This window comes from Pseudomonas sp., from assembly GCF_051660785.1.
In the GTDB taxonomy this organism is placed as follows: Bacteria; Pseudomonadota; Gammaproteobacteria; order Pseudomonadales; family Pseudomonadaceae; genus Aquipseudomonas.
The window spans coordinates 22,484-38,773 of the sequence record NZ_JBOFQE010000073.1; the positions used below are offsets into that span (position 1 = coordinate 22,484).

At 59.3% G+C, this 16,290-nt stretch carries 17 protein-coding genes and 1 pseudogene; 4 read left to right on the forward strand and 14 right to left on the reverse strand.

What is annotated here, in order from left to right; genetic code table 11:
- Nucleotides 1–12: 12 nt before the first annotated feature.
- The 8 genes from ACRC4F_RS18800 to ACRC4F_RS18835 form a co-directional block, all read right to left on the reverse strand.
- Nucleotides 13–1,422 carry a circularly permuted type 2 ATP-grasp protein gene (locus ACRC4F_RS18800; protein ID WP_438660696.1) on the reverse strand — a complete coding sequence of 470 codons (1,410 nt, stop codon included), beginning with the start codon at nt 1,420–1,422 and terminating at the stop codon, nt 13–15.
- A 400-nt stretch (nt 1,423–1,822) separates the two neighbouring features.
- The gene (locus ACRC4F_RS18805) at nt 1,823–2,164 is read right to left on the reverse strand and encodes a ribonuclease E inhibitor RraB (protein ID WP_131062456.1); all 342 of its coding nucleotides are present in this window, start codon (nt 2,162–2,164) and stop codon (nt 1,823–1,825) included.
- 214 nt (nt 2,165–2,378) lie between these two features.
- On the reverse strand, nt 2,379–2,612 hold the full coding sequence (locus tag ACRC4F_RS18810; protein WP_438660697.1) for a hypothetical protein: 234 nt from the start codon (nt 2,610–2,612) through the stop codon (nt 2,379–2,381).
- A 216-nt stretch (nt 2,613–2,828) separates the two neighbouring features.
- The gene (gene speE, locus ACRC4F_RS18815) at nt 2,829–3,704 is read right to left on the reverse strand and encodes a polyamine aminopropyltransferase (RefSeq protein WP_438660698.1); all 876 of its coding nucleotides are present in this window, start codon (nt 3,702–3,704) and stop codon (nt 2,829–2,831) included.
- A gap of 265 nt (nt 3,705–3,969) precedes the next feature.
- Nucleotides 3,970–4,161: a PLDc N-terminal domain-containing protein gene (locus tag ACRC4F_RS18820; protein ID WP_438660699.1), complete on the reverse strand. Its 192-nt coding sequence runs from the start codon at nt 4,159–4,161 to the stop codon at nt 3,970–3,972.
- A 64-nt stretch (nt 4,162–4,225) separates the two neighbouring features.
- Nucleotides 4,226–4,756 carry a hypothetical protein gene (locus ACRC4F_RS18825; RefSeq protein WP_438660700.1) on the reverse strand — a complete coding sequence of 177 codons (531 nt, stop codon included), beginning with the start codon at nt 4,754–4,756 and terminating at the stop codon, nt 4,226–4,228.
- Between the two features lie 232 nt (nt 4,757–4,988).
- On the reverse strand, nt 4,989–5,507 hold the full coding sequence (locus ACRC4F_RS18830) for an ankyrin repeat domain-containing protein (protein ID WP_438660701.1): 519 nt from the start codon (nt 5,505–5,507) through the stop codon (nt 4,989–4,991).
- Nucleotides 5,508–5,619: 112 nt separating this feature from the next.
- Nucleotides 5,620–7,446 (reverse strand): long-chain-acyl-CoA synthetase, encoded by a 1,827-nt coding sequence (locus ACRC4F_RS18835; protein ID WP_438660702.1) that lies wholly within the window; start codon nt 7,444–7,446, stop codon nt 5,620–5,622.
- A 344-nt stretch (nt 7,447–7,790) separates the two neighbouring features.
- Between ACRC4F_RS18835 and ACRC4F_RS18840 the strand changes: the two genes are divergently transcribed.
- Complete coding sequence (locus ACRC4F_RS18840) at nt 7,791–8,069, forward strand: DUF3509 domain-containing protein (protein ID WP_010456630.1); 279 nt, start codon at nt 7,791–7,793, stop codon at nt 8,067–8,069.
- Nucleotides 8,070–8,206: 137 nt separating this feature from the next.
- Here the strand turns inward: ACRC4F_RS18840 and mtnC are convergent, their stop codons facing one another.
- Genes mtnC through aroC form a run of 5 tightly spaced genes read right to left on the reverse strand, consistent with a single transcriptional unit; the run spans nt 8,207 to nt 12,368 of the window.
- Entirely contained in the window at nt 8,207–8,890 is a 684-nt protein-coding gene (mtnC, locus tag ACRC4F_RS18845; protein ID WP_438660703.1) for an acireductone synthase, read from the reverse strand.
- A 4-nt stretch (nt 8,891–8,894) separates the two neighbouring features.
- Nucleotides 8,895–9,440 carry a 1,2-dihydroxy-3-keto-5-methylthiopentene dioxygenase gene (locus ACRC4F_RS18850; protein WP_109628764.1) on the reverse strand — a complete coding sequence of 182 codons (546 nt, stop codon included), beginning with the start codon at nt 9,438–9,440 and terminating at the stop codon, nt 8,895–8,897.
- Nucleotides 9,441–9,474: 34 nt separating this feature from the next.
- On the reverse strand, nt 9,475–10,101 hold the full coding sequence (locus ACRC4F_RS18855) for a methylthioribulose 1-phosphate dehydratase (protein WP_438660704.1): 627 nt from the start codon (nt 10,099–10,101) through the stop codon (nt 9,475–9,477).
- Nucleotides 10,098–11,264 carry an MFS transporter gene (locus ACRC4F_RS18860; protein WP_438660705.1) on the reverse strand — a complete coding sequence of 389 codons (1,167 nt, stop codon included), beginning with the start codon at nt 11,262–11,264 and terminating at the stop codon, nt 10,098–10,100. Before ACRC4F_RS18860 ends, ACRC4F_RS18855 begins: the two co-directional genes overlap by 4 nt.
- Nucleotides 11,265–11,276: 12 nt before the next feature.
- A complete protein-coding gene (aroC, locus tag ACRC4F_RS18865) occupies nt 11,277–12,368 on the reverse strand; it encodes a chorismate synthase (RefSeq protein ID WP_438660706.1) in 1,092 nt (363 codons plus the stop codon).
- Between the two features lie 83 nt (nt 12,369–12,451).
- On the opposite strand from aroC, the pseudogene ACRC4F_RS18870 reads away from it, so the two are divergent.
- Nucleotides 12,452–13,451 (forward strand): annotated as a pseudogene (locus tag ACRC4F_RS18870) (alpha/beta hydrolase).
- Between the two features lie 110 nt (nt 13,452–13,561).
- On the forward strand, nt 13,562–14,353 hold the full coding sequence (locus tag ACRC4F_RS18875; RefSeq protein ID WP_438660707.1) for a hypothetical protein: 792 nt from the start codon (nt 13,562–13,564) through the stop codon (nt 14,351–14,353).
- Nucleotides 14,354–14,548: 195 nt separating this feature from the next.
- Here the strand turns inward: ACRC4F_RS18875 and prmB are convergent, their stop codons facing one another.
- The gene (gene prmB, locus ACRC4F_RS18880) at nt 14,549–15,457 is read right to left on the reverse strand and encodes a 50S ribosomal protein L3 N(5)-glutamine methyltransferase (protein ID WP_438660708.1); all 909 of its coding nucleotides are present in this window, start codon (nt 15,455–15,457) and stop codon (nt 14,549–14,551) included.
- A gap of 238 nt (nt 15,458–15,695) precedes the next feature.
- Here prmB and ACRC4F_RS18885 point away from each other — a divergent pair, with 238 nt between their 5' ends.
- Entirely contained in the window at nt 15,696–16,286 is a 591-nt protein-coding gene (locus tag ACRC4F_RS18885) for a cysteine hydrolase family protein (RefSeq protein ID WP_438660709.1), read from the forward strand.
- Nucleotides 16,287–16,290 lie beyond the last annotated feature (4 nt).

The following is a 16,290-nucleotide window of genomic DNA, read 5'->3' on the forward strand; positions in this document are numbered from 1 at the left end:
GGCAAGCTTCCTTCAATCCTCGACCACCCAGGTGTCCTTTGTGCCGCCGCCCTGGGATGAATTCACCACCAGGGAGCCTTCGCGCAGGGCGACACGGGTCAAACCGCCGGGCACAACCCGGGTTTCGCGGCCAGACAATACAAACGGACGCAGGTCGATATGGCGCGGCGCGATGCCGTTTTCGACAAAGGTCGGACAGGTCGACAGCGACAATGTCGGTTGCGCGATATACGCGTGAGGCTTGGCCTTGATCCGCGCGCGGAACGACTCGATTTCCGCTGCCGTCGCCGCTGGCCCCACCAGCATTCCGTAACCGCCGGAGCCCTGGGTTTCCTTGACCACCAGGTCTGGAAGATTGGCCAGCACGTGGGACAGTTCGGAAGGATTGCGACACTGGAACGTTGGCACGTTCTTCAGGATCGGTTCTTCATCGAGGTAGAAACGGATCATGTCCGTGACAAACGGATACACCGACTTGTCGTCCGCCACCCCGGTACCGATGGCATTCGCCAGTACGACGTTGCCGGAACGGTAAGACGACAGCAGCCCTGGAACGCCAAGCATCGAATCCGGGTTGAACGCCAGCGGATCGAGGAACGCATCGTCGAGGCGACGATAGATTACGTCGACGGCTTTCGGCCCGTCCGTGGTGCGCATGAACACCTTGTCATCACGCACGAACAGATCCGCGCCTTCCACCAGTTCAACGCCCATTTCTCGCGCTAAAAATGCATGCTCGAAAAACGCGCTGTTGAAGCGCCCCGGCGTCAGGACCACCACGCTCGGGTTATCGATCGGGCTGGAGCTTTTCAGGGTATCGAGCAGCAGGTTCGGGTAATGGTCGATCGGCGCGATACGCTGGGCCGAGAACAGCTCGGGGAACAGCCGCATCATCATCTTGCGGTCTTCGAGCATGTAGCTCACGCCGCTCGGTGTACGAAGGTTGTCTTCGAGCACGTAGTACGTGCCGTCGCCATCGCGCACCAGATCGACGCCGGAGATGTGCGAATAGATGTCGCGGTGCAGATCGAGCCCTTGCATCGCCAACTGGTATTGCTCGTTCGCCAGCACTTGCTCGGCCGGGATGATGCCGGCCTTGATGATGCGTTGCTCGTGGTAGAGGTCGGCGAGAAACATGTTCAACGCTTTGACCCGCTGGATGCAGCCGCGCTCGACGATCCGCCATTCACTGGCGGGGATGCTGCGCGGGATGGTGTCGAAGGGAATCAGGCGCTCTGTGCCCTGCTCGTCCCCGTAGAGCGTGAAGGTAATCCCGGCGCGATGAAACAGCAGATCGGCCTCGCGTCGCCGTTGGGCCAATAGTTCGTCAGGCGTATCGGCCAGCCAACGGGCAAACTCCCGGTAATGCGGGCGGACCTGGCCGCCGGCATCGTACATCTCATCAAAATAGGTGCGGATCATGCCGTACTCCTTGTCACCCGGACAGTCAGGCCTTCGCAAGGCCCGTGCCATCGGCAGAATCGCTTTGTTATCAACCAGTTGGATATTCACACCGTTCGCACCGCACCAATCCTGTGCAGCAAACGCCCCACCCTGATCGCCCCCGCTTCATTGCAAGGCGACGTTGTCGCCTATCACCAGCATAGCCAGAGTTGATTTCACTGCCCGACCGTCGCTGCGGATAATCCGCGCATCCGCTGCAAAACCTGAACGAACTTCCCTTTAGCCGCCTGCGCAGGCGGTTTTTTTTGCGTCGGATTCTTGTTTCAGGGTTTTGCCGAGCGGGCTTTTCCGATCGCCACAAACGAAAACGGCCAACCCGAAGGTCAGCCGTTGCTGAGCGTTGTCACTGTTCATAAGCTTATGCGAGTAGCCCTCGTACCTCCTGCTTGACGCCCCATCCTTCGATGATGCCGCCCAGAGGCTCGACCACCGCTTCGAAGTCTTGCTCAAAGTCGCCGATGTCGTCGTAGGTGGCGTACATGACTTTGCTCAGTTCGAGTGCCCATGCGCCGTCATCGCGCACACTTATCTGCGCATTCAAGGATTCACCTTTGTACTGACCTGCCGCCCTGCGTGCCCGCTCCTCGTCCGGGAAAATGGCGTAGAACTCGATGGGATGGAATCGTGAAAAGTCGAAACCGCCTTCTTTCATGCGGCGCAGCACGCTGCTGCTGATGTCTTCTTGATAGGCTGTGCTCATGAAACGTCCCCCTCAATCATGATGGATAGACTTTCCGTATTCCCGGCACTCGCAACCGATTGTTGCGAGCGATGCGGCAACAGCGTTGCCGGTGGGAAGCAAGCATGTAGCTGACAAGACCAGACCTTAGCGATCCGTTCGCTGATCTCGCTTGCAGAGTAGCCCCAAGACAGAGGCGCTGCCAAGGCCTGGATAAGAATGAGACAGGTGTTGTTCAGATTGGCGTGATGCCGAGGATTTGTATGCTGTTCTGGGTCTTGAGGTTTTTGACGCTTGCGTCATCGGTCCGACCTTCCAGATCATTCAGATCCAGTTCGGCGGCGACAGGAAAAAGACGTTCCTTGAGGAGTTTGGCGGCCTTCTCGTTATCCGGGCATTCGTCACACTCAAAGACTTCATCGACTGTTTCACCGTGATCATCCACGAAAGTGATTTTCCACTTTTGCATCAGTGCCTCCTCGAACAAACCCGCAAATGGGCTTACAACTATCTGGACTTTTGGCCTGACTGATCGTTCAAACGAATTGCCGCACACAAGCATGAAAAACACGGTTCCTGTAGGAGCTGGCTTGCTAGCGATGCAGACGCTGCGGTTTGTCTGACACACCGCGTCGATCCAATCGCTAGCAAGCCAGCTCCTACAGGGGGTGCGTACAACTTGAGTTTAGTCGTTGCTTGGCTTGTTCACGGCCTGCAGCACGTATTGCGGCAAGGCGAAGGCGCCGATGTGGATTTCCGGGTTGTAGTAGCGGGTGATGATGCCGCTGCCAGCGAAACGCTGCTGCAAGGTTTCACGGGACAACTTGCGATAAGCGGTGTTGGTCGCACCCCAGGCGAAGGTCATCGAGCCACCGATGTAGGTTGGCACGGCGGCCTGATAGAAGTGCCAGTCCGGGAACAGGCTGCGCAGGCGACCGGCGGTGGTTTTGACTTCTTCGATCTGCATGAACGGCGTGCCGTTCTGGGTGACCAGGATGCCGCCTTCGTTCAGGCAGCGATGGCAGGCCTGGTAGAAGTTTTCCGAGAACAGCACTTCACCCGGACCGATCGGGTCGGTGGAGTCGGAAATGATTACATCGAATTTTTCGGTGGTGGTGGCGACGAAACGCATGCCGTCGTCGATCACCAGGTTCAGGCGTGGATCATCGAACGCACCCTTGGAGTGGTTCGGCAGGAATTCCTTGCACATCTCGACCACGGTGCCGTCGATCTCGACCATGGTGATGTGCTCGACGCTGCGATGCTTGGCCACTTCACGCAGCATGCCGCCGTCGCCGCCACCGATGATGAGCACGCGCTTGGCGGTGCCGTGCGCCAGGATCGGCACGTGGGTGAGCATCTCGTGGTAGATGAATTCGTCGGCTTCGGTGGTCTGGATCACACCGTCCAGCGCCATGACCCGGCCCATGCGCGGGTTTTCGAAAATCACCAGGTGCTGGTGTTCGGTGCGCACTTCGTGCAGCAGTTTTTCCATGCGAAAACGCTGGCCGTAGCCTTCGTAGAGGGTTTCCAGGTAGTCGCTGGGAGTGATGTTGCTCATGGGAAGTGCTCCGATGAATGCGGTGGCAACGGACGGTTACCCGCCCATGATGGCCAATCGAGCGGCTCGATTGACCGGGAAAGGCGCGCATTCTACGTTGCGGAAGATGACAGGTCGAACGTCACTTGATGACGCGACACAATCCCCTGTGGGAGCCAGCCTGCTGGCGATAGCGGAGTGTCAGTCAGTCAAGTTGTGGCTGACACTCCGCCATCGCCAGCAGGCTGGCTCCCACAGGGGAAATGTGTTGGCTTTGATGGCGTGTTCAGATCCGGACATTGCCCCGTGGCCCGGCGATGGCCCAGATGATCAGGCCCAGGACCGGCAGCAGCAGGATCAGCAGCACCCAGACGATTTTCATCCCGGTGTCGGCGCCACTTTTCAGCACGTTGATGATTGCCCAGATATCCAGGACAAGAATGATCAGGCCAATCAGACCATTGAACGTGGAACCCATGGTGTCGCTCCCTAAGAGTGGTATGCACTCTTAGGATAGCCGGGCCTTGCGAGGGTTCCGCTTTTTAAACGTGGACGGCGATTTTGAGCGCTTCGAGCGACGGCGCGGCGGTGATGCCCACTTCGGCGCACAACTCCAGCACCCGCGGTACGTCGTTGCCGAAGACCAGCACCACCTGCAGTTCGTCGTCGAGCAGCTGGCTGAAGTTCATCAGCGTGTAACCGCCGTTTTCCTTGTTCATGCTGCCCATCTGCACTTGAATGCGGTTAAGCGCGGTCAGAGCTTCCGTCTTGGCCAGTTGCTTGGGTTTGATATTGAAATCAACACCGGGGCCGAACGAAGAGACGATCTGGGCGAACAAGTCCACGTAGGTGTCGGCCTGGAACAGCACGGTTTCCGGCAGGCTGCCGACGACCACCCACTCGCCCAGTGGGATCGGGAAGGTGTCGTCGTAGTTGATATCCGGGTTGGCTGTCAGAAAAGCCTCGGGATCGGCGTAGGCCGCTGTCGCTTCATCAGCGACTTTCAGGATTTCGTCATCGCTCATGCACCCGGAGCTGATTTTAGTGATGAGTTCGACGAGTGCAGCTTTCATGTGGGTCGGATCCTGTAGCGAGTGAATTTTGAGGGCGCGAAGGATAGCGCATTCCGTATGAAATGCGGACCTGTGGCGAGCGCTTCCTGTGGCGAGGGGGCTTGCCCCCGTTGGGCTGCGAAGCGGCCCCAAAAATCTCGAGTGTTTCCGAAATTTTGCCAGTGCTGCGCACTGGAACGGGGGCAAGCCCCCTCGCCACAACAGCACCCTCAGCACAGGGGACCGTGCGTTATCAGCCCAGCAGTTTCTGCAGTTGCGCAGTGGTATCGACAGCGCCCAAAGTTTTCGCAGCATCCAGCGCAGTAACGCCATTGGCATCCTTGGCTTTCGGATCGGCGCCTTTGCTGATCAGGTAATCAACGATTTCAACGCGGTTGAACATCGCCGCCATCATCAGTGCCGTACGGCCATCGAAGGACGAACCTTCCACTTGCGCCCCACCTTCAACCAACGCCTTGACCACCGCCAGGTCGCCCTTGAACGCGGCGCCGGCAATCGGGCTCTGGCCGTTGTCGTTGCGGATTTCCGGGTCTGCCTTGTGTTCCAGCAGCACTTTTACCGTCTCCACGTGACCGTGGTAGGCGGCGAGCATCAGCAAGGTGTCACCCTTGTGGTTACGCAGGTTCGGCGGCAGGCCTTTGGTCAGCAACGCAGCCATCATGGCCGCATCGCCCTCACGCGCTTTGTTGAATACCTGTTCGGCAAATTCAGCGGCTTCTTCGGGGGTCATCTGGCGGCTTTGGTCTGACATCGGAAACTCCACTTTCTGTCATTCGGGAAAGCCGACAGTTTCCCGAGCAGCCCCGAGGCTGTCACTTCTTTTTTCTCGAGAGCCGCCATAGCCACATTCAATAGCGCTGCTTTCAATAACGAAAAGCGCCACCGTGAATATCCGCCAGCAACTGCGGAGTGACCTGCACGTACGTCTGGGTGCCAGGCAGCCAGGCGTAGATCGGGTCATCACCGGTTTTGCCGGGGTCGAAGGCTTCATCCTTGAGCCGGGTCTTCTGATATTTGAAGGTGCCGGTGGTTTCCATTTTCACTTTCACCCGCAGGAAAAGCGGCACCGCATACGCAGGCATTTGCTGACGGGCAAAGGCCAGCAACTCGCTGAAGTCCAGGGTCGCCAGGGATTCCGCCGGGGTGATTGCTGCCATGCCGGCACGTCCGTTGGTGTTCTGGATTTCCACGCCATAGGCCACGGCCTCAGAAATGTTCGGGTGTTGCAGCAGGATGTTCTCGACCTCGGTGGTCGAGACGTTTTCACCCTTCCAGCGGTAGGTGTCGCCCAACCGATCCACAAATTGCGCATGGCCAAAACCAATGTTGCGCAGCAGATCGCCGGTATTGAAGTAGCGGTCGCCCTGGGTGAACACGTCGTGGAGCACGACTTTTTCGGTCTTCTGTGGATCGGTGTAACCGTCCAGCGGCGCCTTGTCGTCGATTCTCGCCAGCAACAGGCCCTGCTCGCCTTTGGCGACTTTGCGCATGAAGCCTTTGCCATCCCGAATCGGCAGGCCGCTGTCGTGGTCGTAGGCCACCAGTTCCCAGGCCATCAGGGAAAAACCGATGGTGTTGTCGAAGTTGAGGATATTGGTGAAGCCGATATTGCCGTCGCTGGCGGCGTACAGCTCACAGATGTGATCAACGGCAAAACGCGTCTTGAACTCGCGCCAGGCGCCGGGACGCAGGCCATTGCCGATCATCTTGGTGACAGGGTGTTTGTTGTCTTCGGCGCTGGGCGGTTGATCCACCAGGTAGCGGCATAATTCGCCGACGTAACCGAGTGTCGTCGCCTGGTATTTGCGTACGTCGTTCCAGAACTGGCTGGCGCTGAACTTGCGGCGAATGGCAAACCCGGATGCGCCGCTGATCGCCGAGCCCCAGCACACACAGAGCCCGGTGGCGTGATACAGCGGCAGCGTGCAATAGACGACATCCTGCGGCTGCATGTTCAGGGCGATCTGGCCGAAACTCGCCGAGCTGCGCATCCAGCGACCGTGTTTGAACACGCCCGCCTTGGGCAACCCAGTGGTGCCCGAGGTGTAGATATAGAAACAAGGATCGTCGAAAAAAACCTGCTGGCTGCTGGCCGGATTTTCACTCGGCGCCTGGGCGCTGGCGCTCATCAGATTGATGAAACCGTCGGGCGCATTGCCGGGACGACAGAAGGTGTCTTGATCGGCGACGAACCAGGTGCGCGTCGGCTCAATCGACACCCGCTCGCGGACTCCGTTGAAAGCCGGGGCCAATTCTTCGCCGACAATGACCGCCGCCGGCGCCACAAGATTCAGGCTGTGGGCCAGAGTGTCGCGGGTTTGCGAGGTATTGAGCAAGGCGCTGATCGCACCGACCTTGGCCACGGCCAATATCGTCACCAGCAGTTCGGGACGGTTCTCGAGAAAAACCGCCACCACGTCGCCCTTTTGGATGCCTTGGGCAATCAGGTGATGGGCAATGCGATTGGCCCACTGGTTGACCTGTGCATAACTCAGCGTCACGTCGCCCTGCAGCAACGCCGGGCCGTCGGGGTTGCGCAAGGTCGCTTGCTCGAAAGTCCAGCCGAGGCCACACGGTTGGGTCGGGTCCTTGACGTTGGCGACCTTCATGCCCTTCACCACGCGGGGAATGGCTTTGGCAATGGAAGGCAGCTTGCGGAGCATCATGCCCCAGGTAATCGTGTCGCTCATGCTTGCTCCCGTTCGATCTTTTTATTGTCGGGTGGCGGTCTATGAGTCCGAAAATACGTCAGCGGTTCTTGAGCTGTACACGCGGTTTTTGAAATGTTTTGTATCCGCGCCCCGGCCGTTCGAGATCGTGAACCTCGGTGCGGCTGATTGGTTCCATCGAATCATGGGCGACCACGCAAAATGCAGGATGCACGATGGCCATTCATGCAGTTTGCACGAAAGCAAAAAATCTCCAAAAACATAACTTATTGATTTATAACGATTTTAAAAATATCAGGTGCTGGCACAATCACTGCAACTACCTCTCCATGCTTGCCAATCAAGTGCTAACGGAGCTGATAGACATGAGCCTGATCCAAGAAAAATTTACCTCCCTGTTCTCCAACTTCGAAGTGAATACCCAGCCGCGTCCTGACGGTGGCATTCTGCTGACTCTGCGCAGCACCGAAGGCAAAGTGTTCAAGCGTTCGATTTCGTACCAGCAATTGCATGCCGGCGATCAGCTGTCGTGGGTGATCAGTGCAATTCGCCGCGATCTGGCCGAACAGGCCAGCGAACTGCCGCAGATCTCCATGCTGCAAAGTCAGCAACGGTTTGCCCTGCCGACGTATCACTCGGCGTGAACCTTGCGGTTGTGTAAATAAATACGCTGCACACAAACAGGCCGTGAGAGCTTTCGCTCCACGGCCTGTTTAGTTTCTGGATTCACACAATCCCTTGTAGGAGCGAGCCTGCTCCCACAGGGTTTGGGCGTTGTGGCTTAGAAAGTGGAGGGATCAATCCGCGCAAAGCTGTCGACGGTCACATGCCCCGCCAGCTCTCCGCCCTCTCGGGCCAGCCCGCAAGTAGCCATGCCGGCCATGCGCGCCGCGTCCAGTTCCTCGACGATGTCGGACAGAAACAGAATCTGCGACGGCTCAACGCCAATGGCCTGGGTGATGCGCTCGTAAGACTGCGCGCCACGCTTGGGCCCCGACGTGGTGTCGAAGTAGCCGCTGAACAGCGGCGACAAGTCCCCCGCCTCCGAGCAGCCAAAGATCAGCTTTTGTGCCTGGATCGAGCCCGAGGAATACACAAACAGTTTGAAACCGTCCTGATGCCAGCGTTTGAGCGCTTCAACGGCGTCCGGGTAAACATGGCCTTTCAACTGCCCGGCCTGATAGCCCTGTTCCCAGACCATGCCTTGCAACGCTTTCAACGGCGTGGCCTTGCGGTCTTCGGCGATCCAGCCCAGCAGGATGTCGATCACCCGCTCAACGTCGGCGTCCGGCTCGTTGCTGCCGCGGCGCACGGCGGCCAGTTGCTCGGCCACATCGGCGCGCTCGGCGTGCTGGCGAACAAAGTCCGGCAGGTGTTTGGCGGCATACGGGAACAGCACGTCGAACACAAAACTCACCGCGCTGGTGGTGCCTTCGATGTCGGTGAGAATCGCTTTGATTGGCATCGGCTCAGTCCTCAAGACGCGGGAAACGGCTGGCGATGTCTTCGCCGGTGAACTTGGCCACCCAACCTTCAGGGTTGTTGAACAGACGGATCGCGACGAAATGCGGATGCTCGCCCATGTCGAACCAGTGCGGCGTGCCGGCCGGCACCGAGATCAGGTCGTTCTTCTCGCACAGCACGGCGTAGACGTAATCGTCGATGTGCAGGGTGAACAGCCCACGGCCAGCGACGAAAAATCGTACTTCGTCCTCACCATGGCGGTGTTCGTCGAGGAACTTGGCGCGCAGCTCGGCTTTTTGCGGGTGATCGCTGTTCAAGCTGATGACGTCGACGGTGACGTAACCGCGCTCGGTCATCAGCTTGTCGATCTGTTCCTGATACGCGGCAATCACCTCTTCCTGGCTGGCGCCGGGCTGGATCTTCGCCGTGGCTTGCCAGCGGTCGAAACGTACGCCCTGTTCGGCCAGGGTCGAGGCGATGTCTTCGAAATGGGTCAGCACCTTGTTCGGAATATCAGGGCTTGAGACGTGGTAGACGGACAGGCTGCTCATCAGGGCAACTCCTTAACGGTTCAGGCTTGGCGGTTCATGCGTGACGGTTTAACACCGAGCGCATCTTCAACTCGCACTCGAACAAAAATTCAAACGCCTCGATCTGCCGCAGTGCGTCGCTCATGCGCGCGCCCCAGGTGTAGAGGCCATGGCCGCGAATCAGGTAACCGACGCAATCGGGGTGGGCTTCCAGCCAAGGCTGCACCTTGGCGGCGAGCCGCGCAATGTCCTGATCGTTGTCGAAAATCGGCACGCGCACCCGGGACTCGTGGGTCGAGACGCCGCTGAAGGCTTTTTGCAGTTCGTAGTCTTCGAACTCGATGAAATCTTCAGGCGTCAGGCGCGACAGCACCGTGGCGTTCACCGAATGGGTGTGTAGCACCGCACCGATTTCCGGGCGCCAGCTGTAGAGCTGGGTGTGCAGCAGGGTTTCGGCGGACGGTTTTTTGCCTGGTTCCAGGCTGTTGCCCGACAGGTCGGTGGCCAGCACATCATCAAGACCCAACTGGCCTTTGTGCTTGCCGGACACGGTCAGCAGCGCTTCAGTCGGCGACAGGCGGGTCGAGTAATTGCTGCTGGTAGCCGGCGACCAGTCGCGGCCATACAGAAAACGCCCGGCGTCGATGATTTCCTGGGCGAGGTGTTCACGGGTAAGGCTCATGGCCTGTCCTCTTGCATACGTGTGGCAATGATAACGGCAGCGGCGAAGGCTGCGAGACTGGCAATACTAAAGGTGAACGTGGCCCCGAGCGCGTTCCAGCTGTAGCCGGAATACAACGCGCCCAGCGCGCCGCCGGTGCCGGCCAGCGCGGCATAGAGCGCCTGGCCCTGGCCTTGCTGACGCGCACCGAAGCTACGTTGCACGAACTGGATGGCAGCGGCGTGAAAGCTGCCGAACGTTGCGGCGTGCAGCACTTGGGCAAACAGCAGCACCCAAAGGAATTCGGCCAACGAACCCAGCAGCAACCAGCGCACGGCCGCCAGCAGAAAGCTCACCAGCAATACCCGACGCACCGAGAAGCGCGCGAGAATCTTGCTCATGGCCAGGAACATCAGGACTTCGGCGACCACGCCGACCGCCCAGAGCATGCCGATCACGCCCCGGCTGTAACCGAGCCGTTCAAGGTGCAGCGTCAAGAAGGTGTAATAAGGACCGTGACTCACCTGCATCAGCGCCACGCAGCCGTAAAACGCCAACACACCGGGATTGCGCAATTGCCTGAGAAACCCGTCCCCGGCAATTCGCTCGCCTTGAACCGGTTGCGCGTTGGGCACCCACAGGCTGCTGACGACAATGCCGGCCATGATCAGCACCAGCGCCACCGGATAGATGTCGAGGCTCAGCCATTCGAACATCCGGCCGAGCGCGACCACGGTGATGATGAAACCGATGGAACCCCAGAGGCGGATCTGACTGTAGCGTGACGTCTGCCCGTTCAAGTGAGCGAGGGTGATGACCTCGAACTGCGGCAACACCGCGTGCCAGAAAAACGCGTGCAGGGCCATGACCATCGCCAGCCAGGCGTAAGTCTTACTGACGAAAATCAGCGAGAACGTCAGCAGCGTACAGACAGCGCCGAAGCGCACGATCGCCAGGCGCCGGCCGGTGTAGTCACCAAGCCAGCCCCAGATATTCGGCGCCACGCAGCGCATCAGCATCGGGATTGCCACCAGCTCGCCGATGCGCGCGCTGGAAAAGCCCAGGTGATCGAAGTACAGCGCCAGAAACGGCGCTGTCGAACCGAGCAAGGCGAAATAGAACAGATAGAAACTGGAAAGCCGCCAGTACGGGAGCGCCGCCACGGCGTCAGACCGCAGCGGCATTAAGGTCAGCCATTAAAGCTGACCCAGCACCGGCGTGCTCACGCGCACGTCGGCATTCTGCCCGCGATGACGCAACAGGTGATCCATCAGCACAATGGCCATCATCGCTTCGGCGATCGGCGTGGCGCGGATGCCGACGCATGGGTCGTGACGGCCCTTGGTGATGACTTCCGCCGGGTTGCCATGAATGTCTATGGAGCGGCCCGGCGTGGTGATGCTCGATGTCGGCTTCAACGCCAGATGCGCAACGATCGGCTGACCGGACGAGATGCCGCCCAGAATGCCGCCGGCGTTGTTGCTGAGGAAACCTTCCGGGGTCATTTCGTCGCGGTGTTCGGTGCCGCGCTGGGCGACGCTGGCAAACCCGGCGCCGATTTCCACGCCTTTGACGGCGTTGATGCTCATCAGCGCATGAGCCAGTTCAGCGTCGAGGCGGTCGAAGATCGGCTCGCCCAGGCCCGGCATCACGCCTTCGGCAACGACAGTGATCTTCGCACCAACCGAATCCTGATCACGGCGCAATTGGTCCATATAGGCTTCCAGCTCCGGCACCTTGTCCGGGTCAGGGCTGAAGAACGCGTTCTCTTCCACCGAATCCCAGGTCTTGAACGGGATTTCGATCGGGCCGAGCTGGCTCATGTAGCCGCGAATGACGATGCCTTGTGTGGCCAGGTATTTCTTGGCAATCGCACCGGCCGCCACGCGCATGGCGGTTTCACGGGCGGAGCTGCGACCGCCACCGCGGTAATCGCGCTCGCCGTATTTGTGGTGATAGGTGTAGTCGGCGTGGGCCGGACGGAACAGATCCTTGATCGCCGAGTAGTCCTTGGACTTCTGGTCGGTGTTGCGGATCAGCAGGCCGATGGCGCAGCCGGTGGTGCGACCTTCGAACACGCCGCTGAGGATTTCGACTTCATCGGCTTCCTGGCGCTGCGTGGTGTGCCGGCTGGTGCCGGGTTTGCGGCGATCCAGGTCGCGCTGCAAATCCTCAAGGGAAATCTCCAGCCCCGGCGGGCAGCCGTCGACAATGGCGACCAACGCCGGACCATGGCTTTCGCCCGCGGTGGTGACAGTGAACAGCTTGCCGTAGGTATTGCCGGACATGCAGGACGCTCCGTGAAATGAACCTGAATACGTAATGCGCGCCAGTATACGCAGGCTACCCAAGTAGTTCATCCTCGAACCTTATGGGTGCCCGCGAGTCCAACCGGCATCTTTGTGAATGATGGCGCGATGATGCTGCGAGTTCTAGTCTTGAGCCTTACCCTGTTTACCGGCTTTGCCCAGGCCACCGTCCTGCAACGCCCGATCACACTGGATACCGGCACCGGGGAGCTTTTCGGCTCTTTGCTGCTGCCAAAATCCGATAAACCGGTGCCGGTTGTCCTGATCATTTCTGGCTCCGGCCCTACGGATCGTGACGGAAACAACCCCGACGGCGGACGCAACGACAACCTCAAGCGCCTGGCGTGGGTGCTGGCTAAGCACAACATCGCCAGCGTGCGTTACGACAAGCGCGGCGTGGCGGCGAGCCTCGCGGCGACGCCGGACGAGCGCAATCTGTCGGTTGAAGCTTACGTCGCGGACGCCGAAGCCTGGGGCCGCAAGCTCAAAACCGATCCGCGTTTTGGCCAGCTGATTTTGCTGGGCCATAGCGAAGGCGCCTTGATTGCCAGCCTCGCGGCACCGAGCGTCAATGCCGCAGCGGTGATCTCCATGTCCGGCAGCGCCCGGCCGATCGATGAGGTGTTGCGTCAGCAATTGAGCAATCGCCTGCCACCGCCGCTGATGCTGCGCAGCAATGAACTGCTCGACAGCCTCAAGGCCGGCAAAACCGACGACAACGTGCCACCACAGTTGCAGGTGATCTTCCGCCCGAGCGTGCAGCCGTATCTGATTTCGCTGTTCCGCCAGGACCCGGCGGCGGCGTTCGGCAAATTGAAGATGCCGGCGCTGATCATCCAGGGCAGCAACGATATCCAGGTCGGAGTCGGTGATGCGCGGATGCTCAAGGAGGCAAAACCGGACGCCGAACTGGCGCTGATCGAAGGCATGAACCACGTCATGCGCATCGTGCCCAATGACGTGAAACGGCAAATGGCCTCTTACAAGGATCCGCAATTGCCACTGGCCGCCGAACTTGGCGCACGAATCCTCGGGTTTATTGACGGACTTCGCGCCAGTTAAGCGGTGTTTAAGAGGCGTTTACCCTCCAGTCCTGAAAAAAACGGCCGATAAGCCTTTGTCGCCAGCGCTATGGCTGGCGACGAGCAGAGCTTGGACAGGATCTCGCCGTTATGACTGATACCCAGACTTCACCCGACACGACCGCTGAAAAAGACGCACCGCCAGCGGTCGAGCTGCCGTGGGCGGACGTCCAGGTCGAGCACCACAAGATGCTCCGTCTGGCGCCGCTGCAAACCGACCGCAATACCGGTGGGCGGCCGTTGCGCTTTGTCGAATTCGGTTACGCCGACCGCAACAGCAAGGAACACAGCCTGATGCGCATGAGCATCAAGCTGCCCGGCCAGCGCGTGCGCAAAGAGCAGAATCATCTGGACGTGTGGGTCAATCACACCACCAAACGGGTGCATTTCGAACCGGAAAGCGGCTTGCAGATTGAACCGATGAACCGTGGCATTGGCCGATTCATGGCTGCTCAAGGCATCACCTGGGCGAAAAAGCGCTGGCCCGGCTACACCGTCGACGGCACGGATCTGAATAATAAAGATGCGTTGAACGAAGACACCCGTCTGCGCCGCGATCACTTTCTCAAGGCGCATGGTTTTGAGGTGATCTACGCCGACGCCCAACACTTGAAAGGCAGCGTCAAAGAAGTAAAGGTCGAAGACCTGCTGGGTGACTGGAACAGCGAAAAGCTGCAACTGGTGGAAATTCTCGAAGCCGCGCAGATGCTTCAACAGGCCGAGCAGAATCTGGCCGAGCAGGAAGTGAAGCTGAAGAAGCACGAAGAGAAGGTCAGCAAATACAAGCGTGAAGACGCCGGGCTGCGCTTTACCATTACGTGCCTGGTAGCGTTTGCGGTGTTTCAGGCGGGGTTGTTGATCTGGATTGCAACGCACCGCTGATGGCTTGTTGAAGCAAGGTTGTAGCAAGGGATCTTGTGGCGAGGGGATTTATCCCCGTTGGGCCGCGAAGCGGACCTGATTACTGGGCATACGGTATTTCAGGTGCACCGCATTCTCAGAGTTTACGGCTGCTTCGCAGCCGGACGGGGATAAATCCCCTCGCCACAGATCCCCTCACCACAAGAGCTCGCTCAGTCAGACGCGGGAAGCGAACAACGCCTGATGATCGCGGCACTGCTCCGCGGTCAGCATAAACACGCCATGCCCGCCACGCTCGAAATCGAGCCAGGCGAAGTCGACTTCCGGGTACAGCGCCTCGACGTGAACCTGGCTGTTGCCCACTTCAACAATCAACAAGCCCTTCTCGGTCAGATGATCCGCCGCTTCGGCGAGCATCCGGCGCACCAGGTTCAAACCATCCTCACCACAGGCCAGGCCCAGTTCAGGTTCGTGCTGATATTCGTCCGGCATGTCGGCGAAATCTTCGGCATCGACGTACGGCGGGTTCGACACGATCAGGTCGAAACGCTGACCCGGCAAACCATCAAACCCATCACCCTGAACGGTGTAGACCCGCTCATCAACGCCGTGGCGCTCGATGTTCTGATTGGCCACTTCCAGCGCTTCAAACGACAGGTCCGCCAACACCACTTCGGCGTTCTGGAACTCGTAGGCGCAGGCGATACCGATGCAACCGGAACCGGTGCACAGGTCGAGAATCCGCGCAGGCTCGGCGCCCAACCATGGTTCGAAACGTTTTTCGATCAGCTCGCCAATCGGTGAACGCGGGATCAGCACGCGCTCGTCAACAATGAACGACATGCCACAGAACCACGCTTCGCCCAGCAAGTAAGCGGTCGGGATGCGGTCTTCGATGCGACGCTTGAGCATGCGCTGCAGCTTGACCAGCTCGTCTTCTTCCAGATTGCAGTCGAGGTAGCTGTCGGCGATTTCCCACGGCAAGTGCAAGGCACCCAACACCAGTTGACGGGCTTCGTCCCAGGCGTTGTCGGTCCCATGGCCGAAAAACAGATCCTCCCCATGGAAGCGGCTGACGGCCCAACGGATATGGTCACGCAGGGTACGAAGGCGGGAAGTGATCACGGGGGCAGACTCCAGAAAAAACGACTGGCGATTCTAACAGCCAAAACGCGCCACGACGACGCAGGAAAACAGCGGATCCGATGTAGGACACATCCATTTTTACTGTTGGCTATTGAACAAAACCGGCATCTTGACAACGCTGCACGCCAGCAACGACGGCGTCTACGATAGTAGCGATTCACAGAACCGCTCAGCCAGAGGACAATGTCGCAAAAGCCCCACTCCAAGGAGCCCCAGAATGTCCGTTCCAAAAACGATGTTTCAACTCAGCGGCCGCGGTTACGCAGCAGCCAATCTGGGTCATGCGACCCTTGTCATCATCGATGCCCAGAAAGAATACCTCAGCGGCCCGCTGGCCCTGAGCGGCATGGATGCTGCCGTCGCGAACATCAAGCAACTGGTCGCCGCTGCCCGCTCGGCCGGCCGGCCGGTCGTGCATGTGCGTCACCTCGGCACCGTCGGTGGGCTGTTCGATCCACAGGGCGAACGCGGTGAGTTCATCCCGGGCCTGGAGCCACAGGGCGATGAAACGATCATCGGCAAACTGCTGCCGAGCGCGTTTCACGGCACCGAATTGCTGGAACGCTTGCAACACCTTGGCTCCCTGGACCTGATCGTTTGCGGATTCATGAGTCACTCCAGTGTCAGTACCACCGTGCGCGCAGCGAAGAACCTGGGCTTTCGCTGCACGTTGGTGGAAGACGCTTGCGCGACTCGCGATTTGCCCTACAAGGGTGGCGTACTGACTGCCGAACACGTTCAACAGACCGAAATGGCGATCATGGCGGACAACTTCGCCACCCTCGCGCTCACTCACGATCTGATCTGATCGG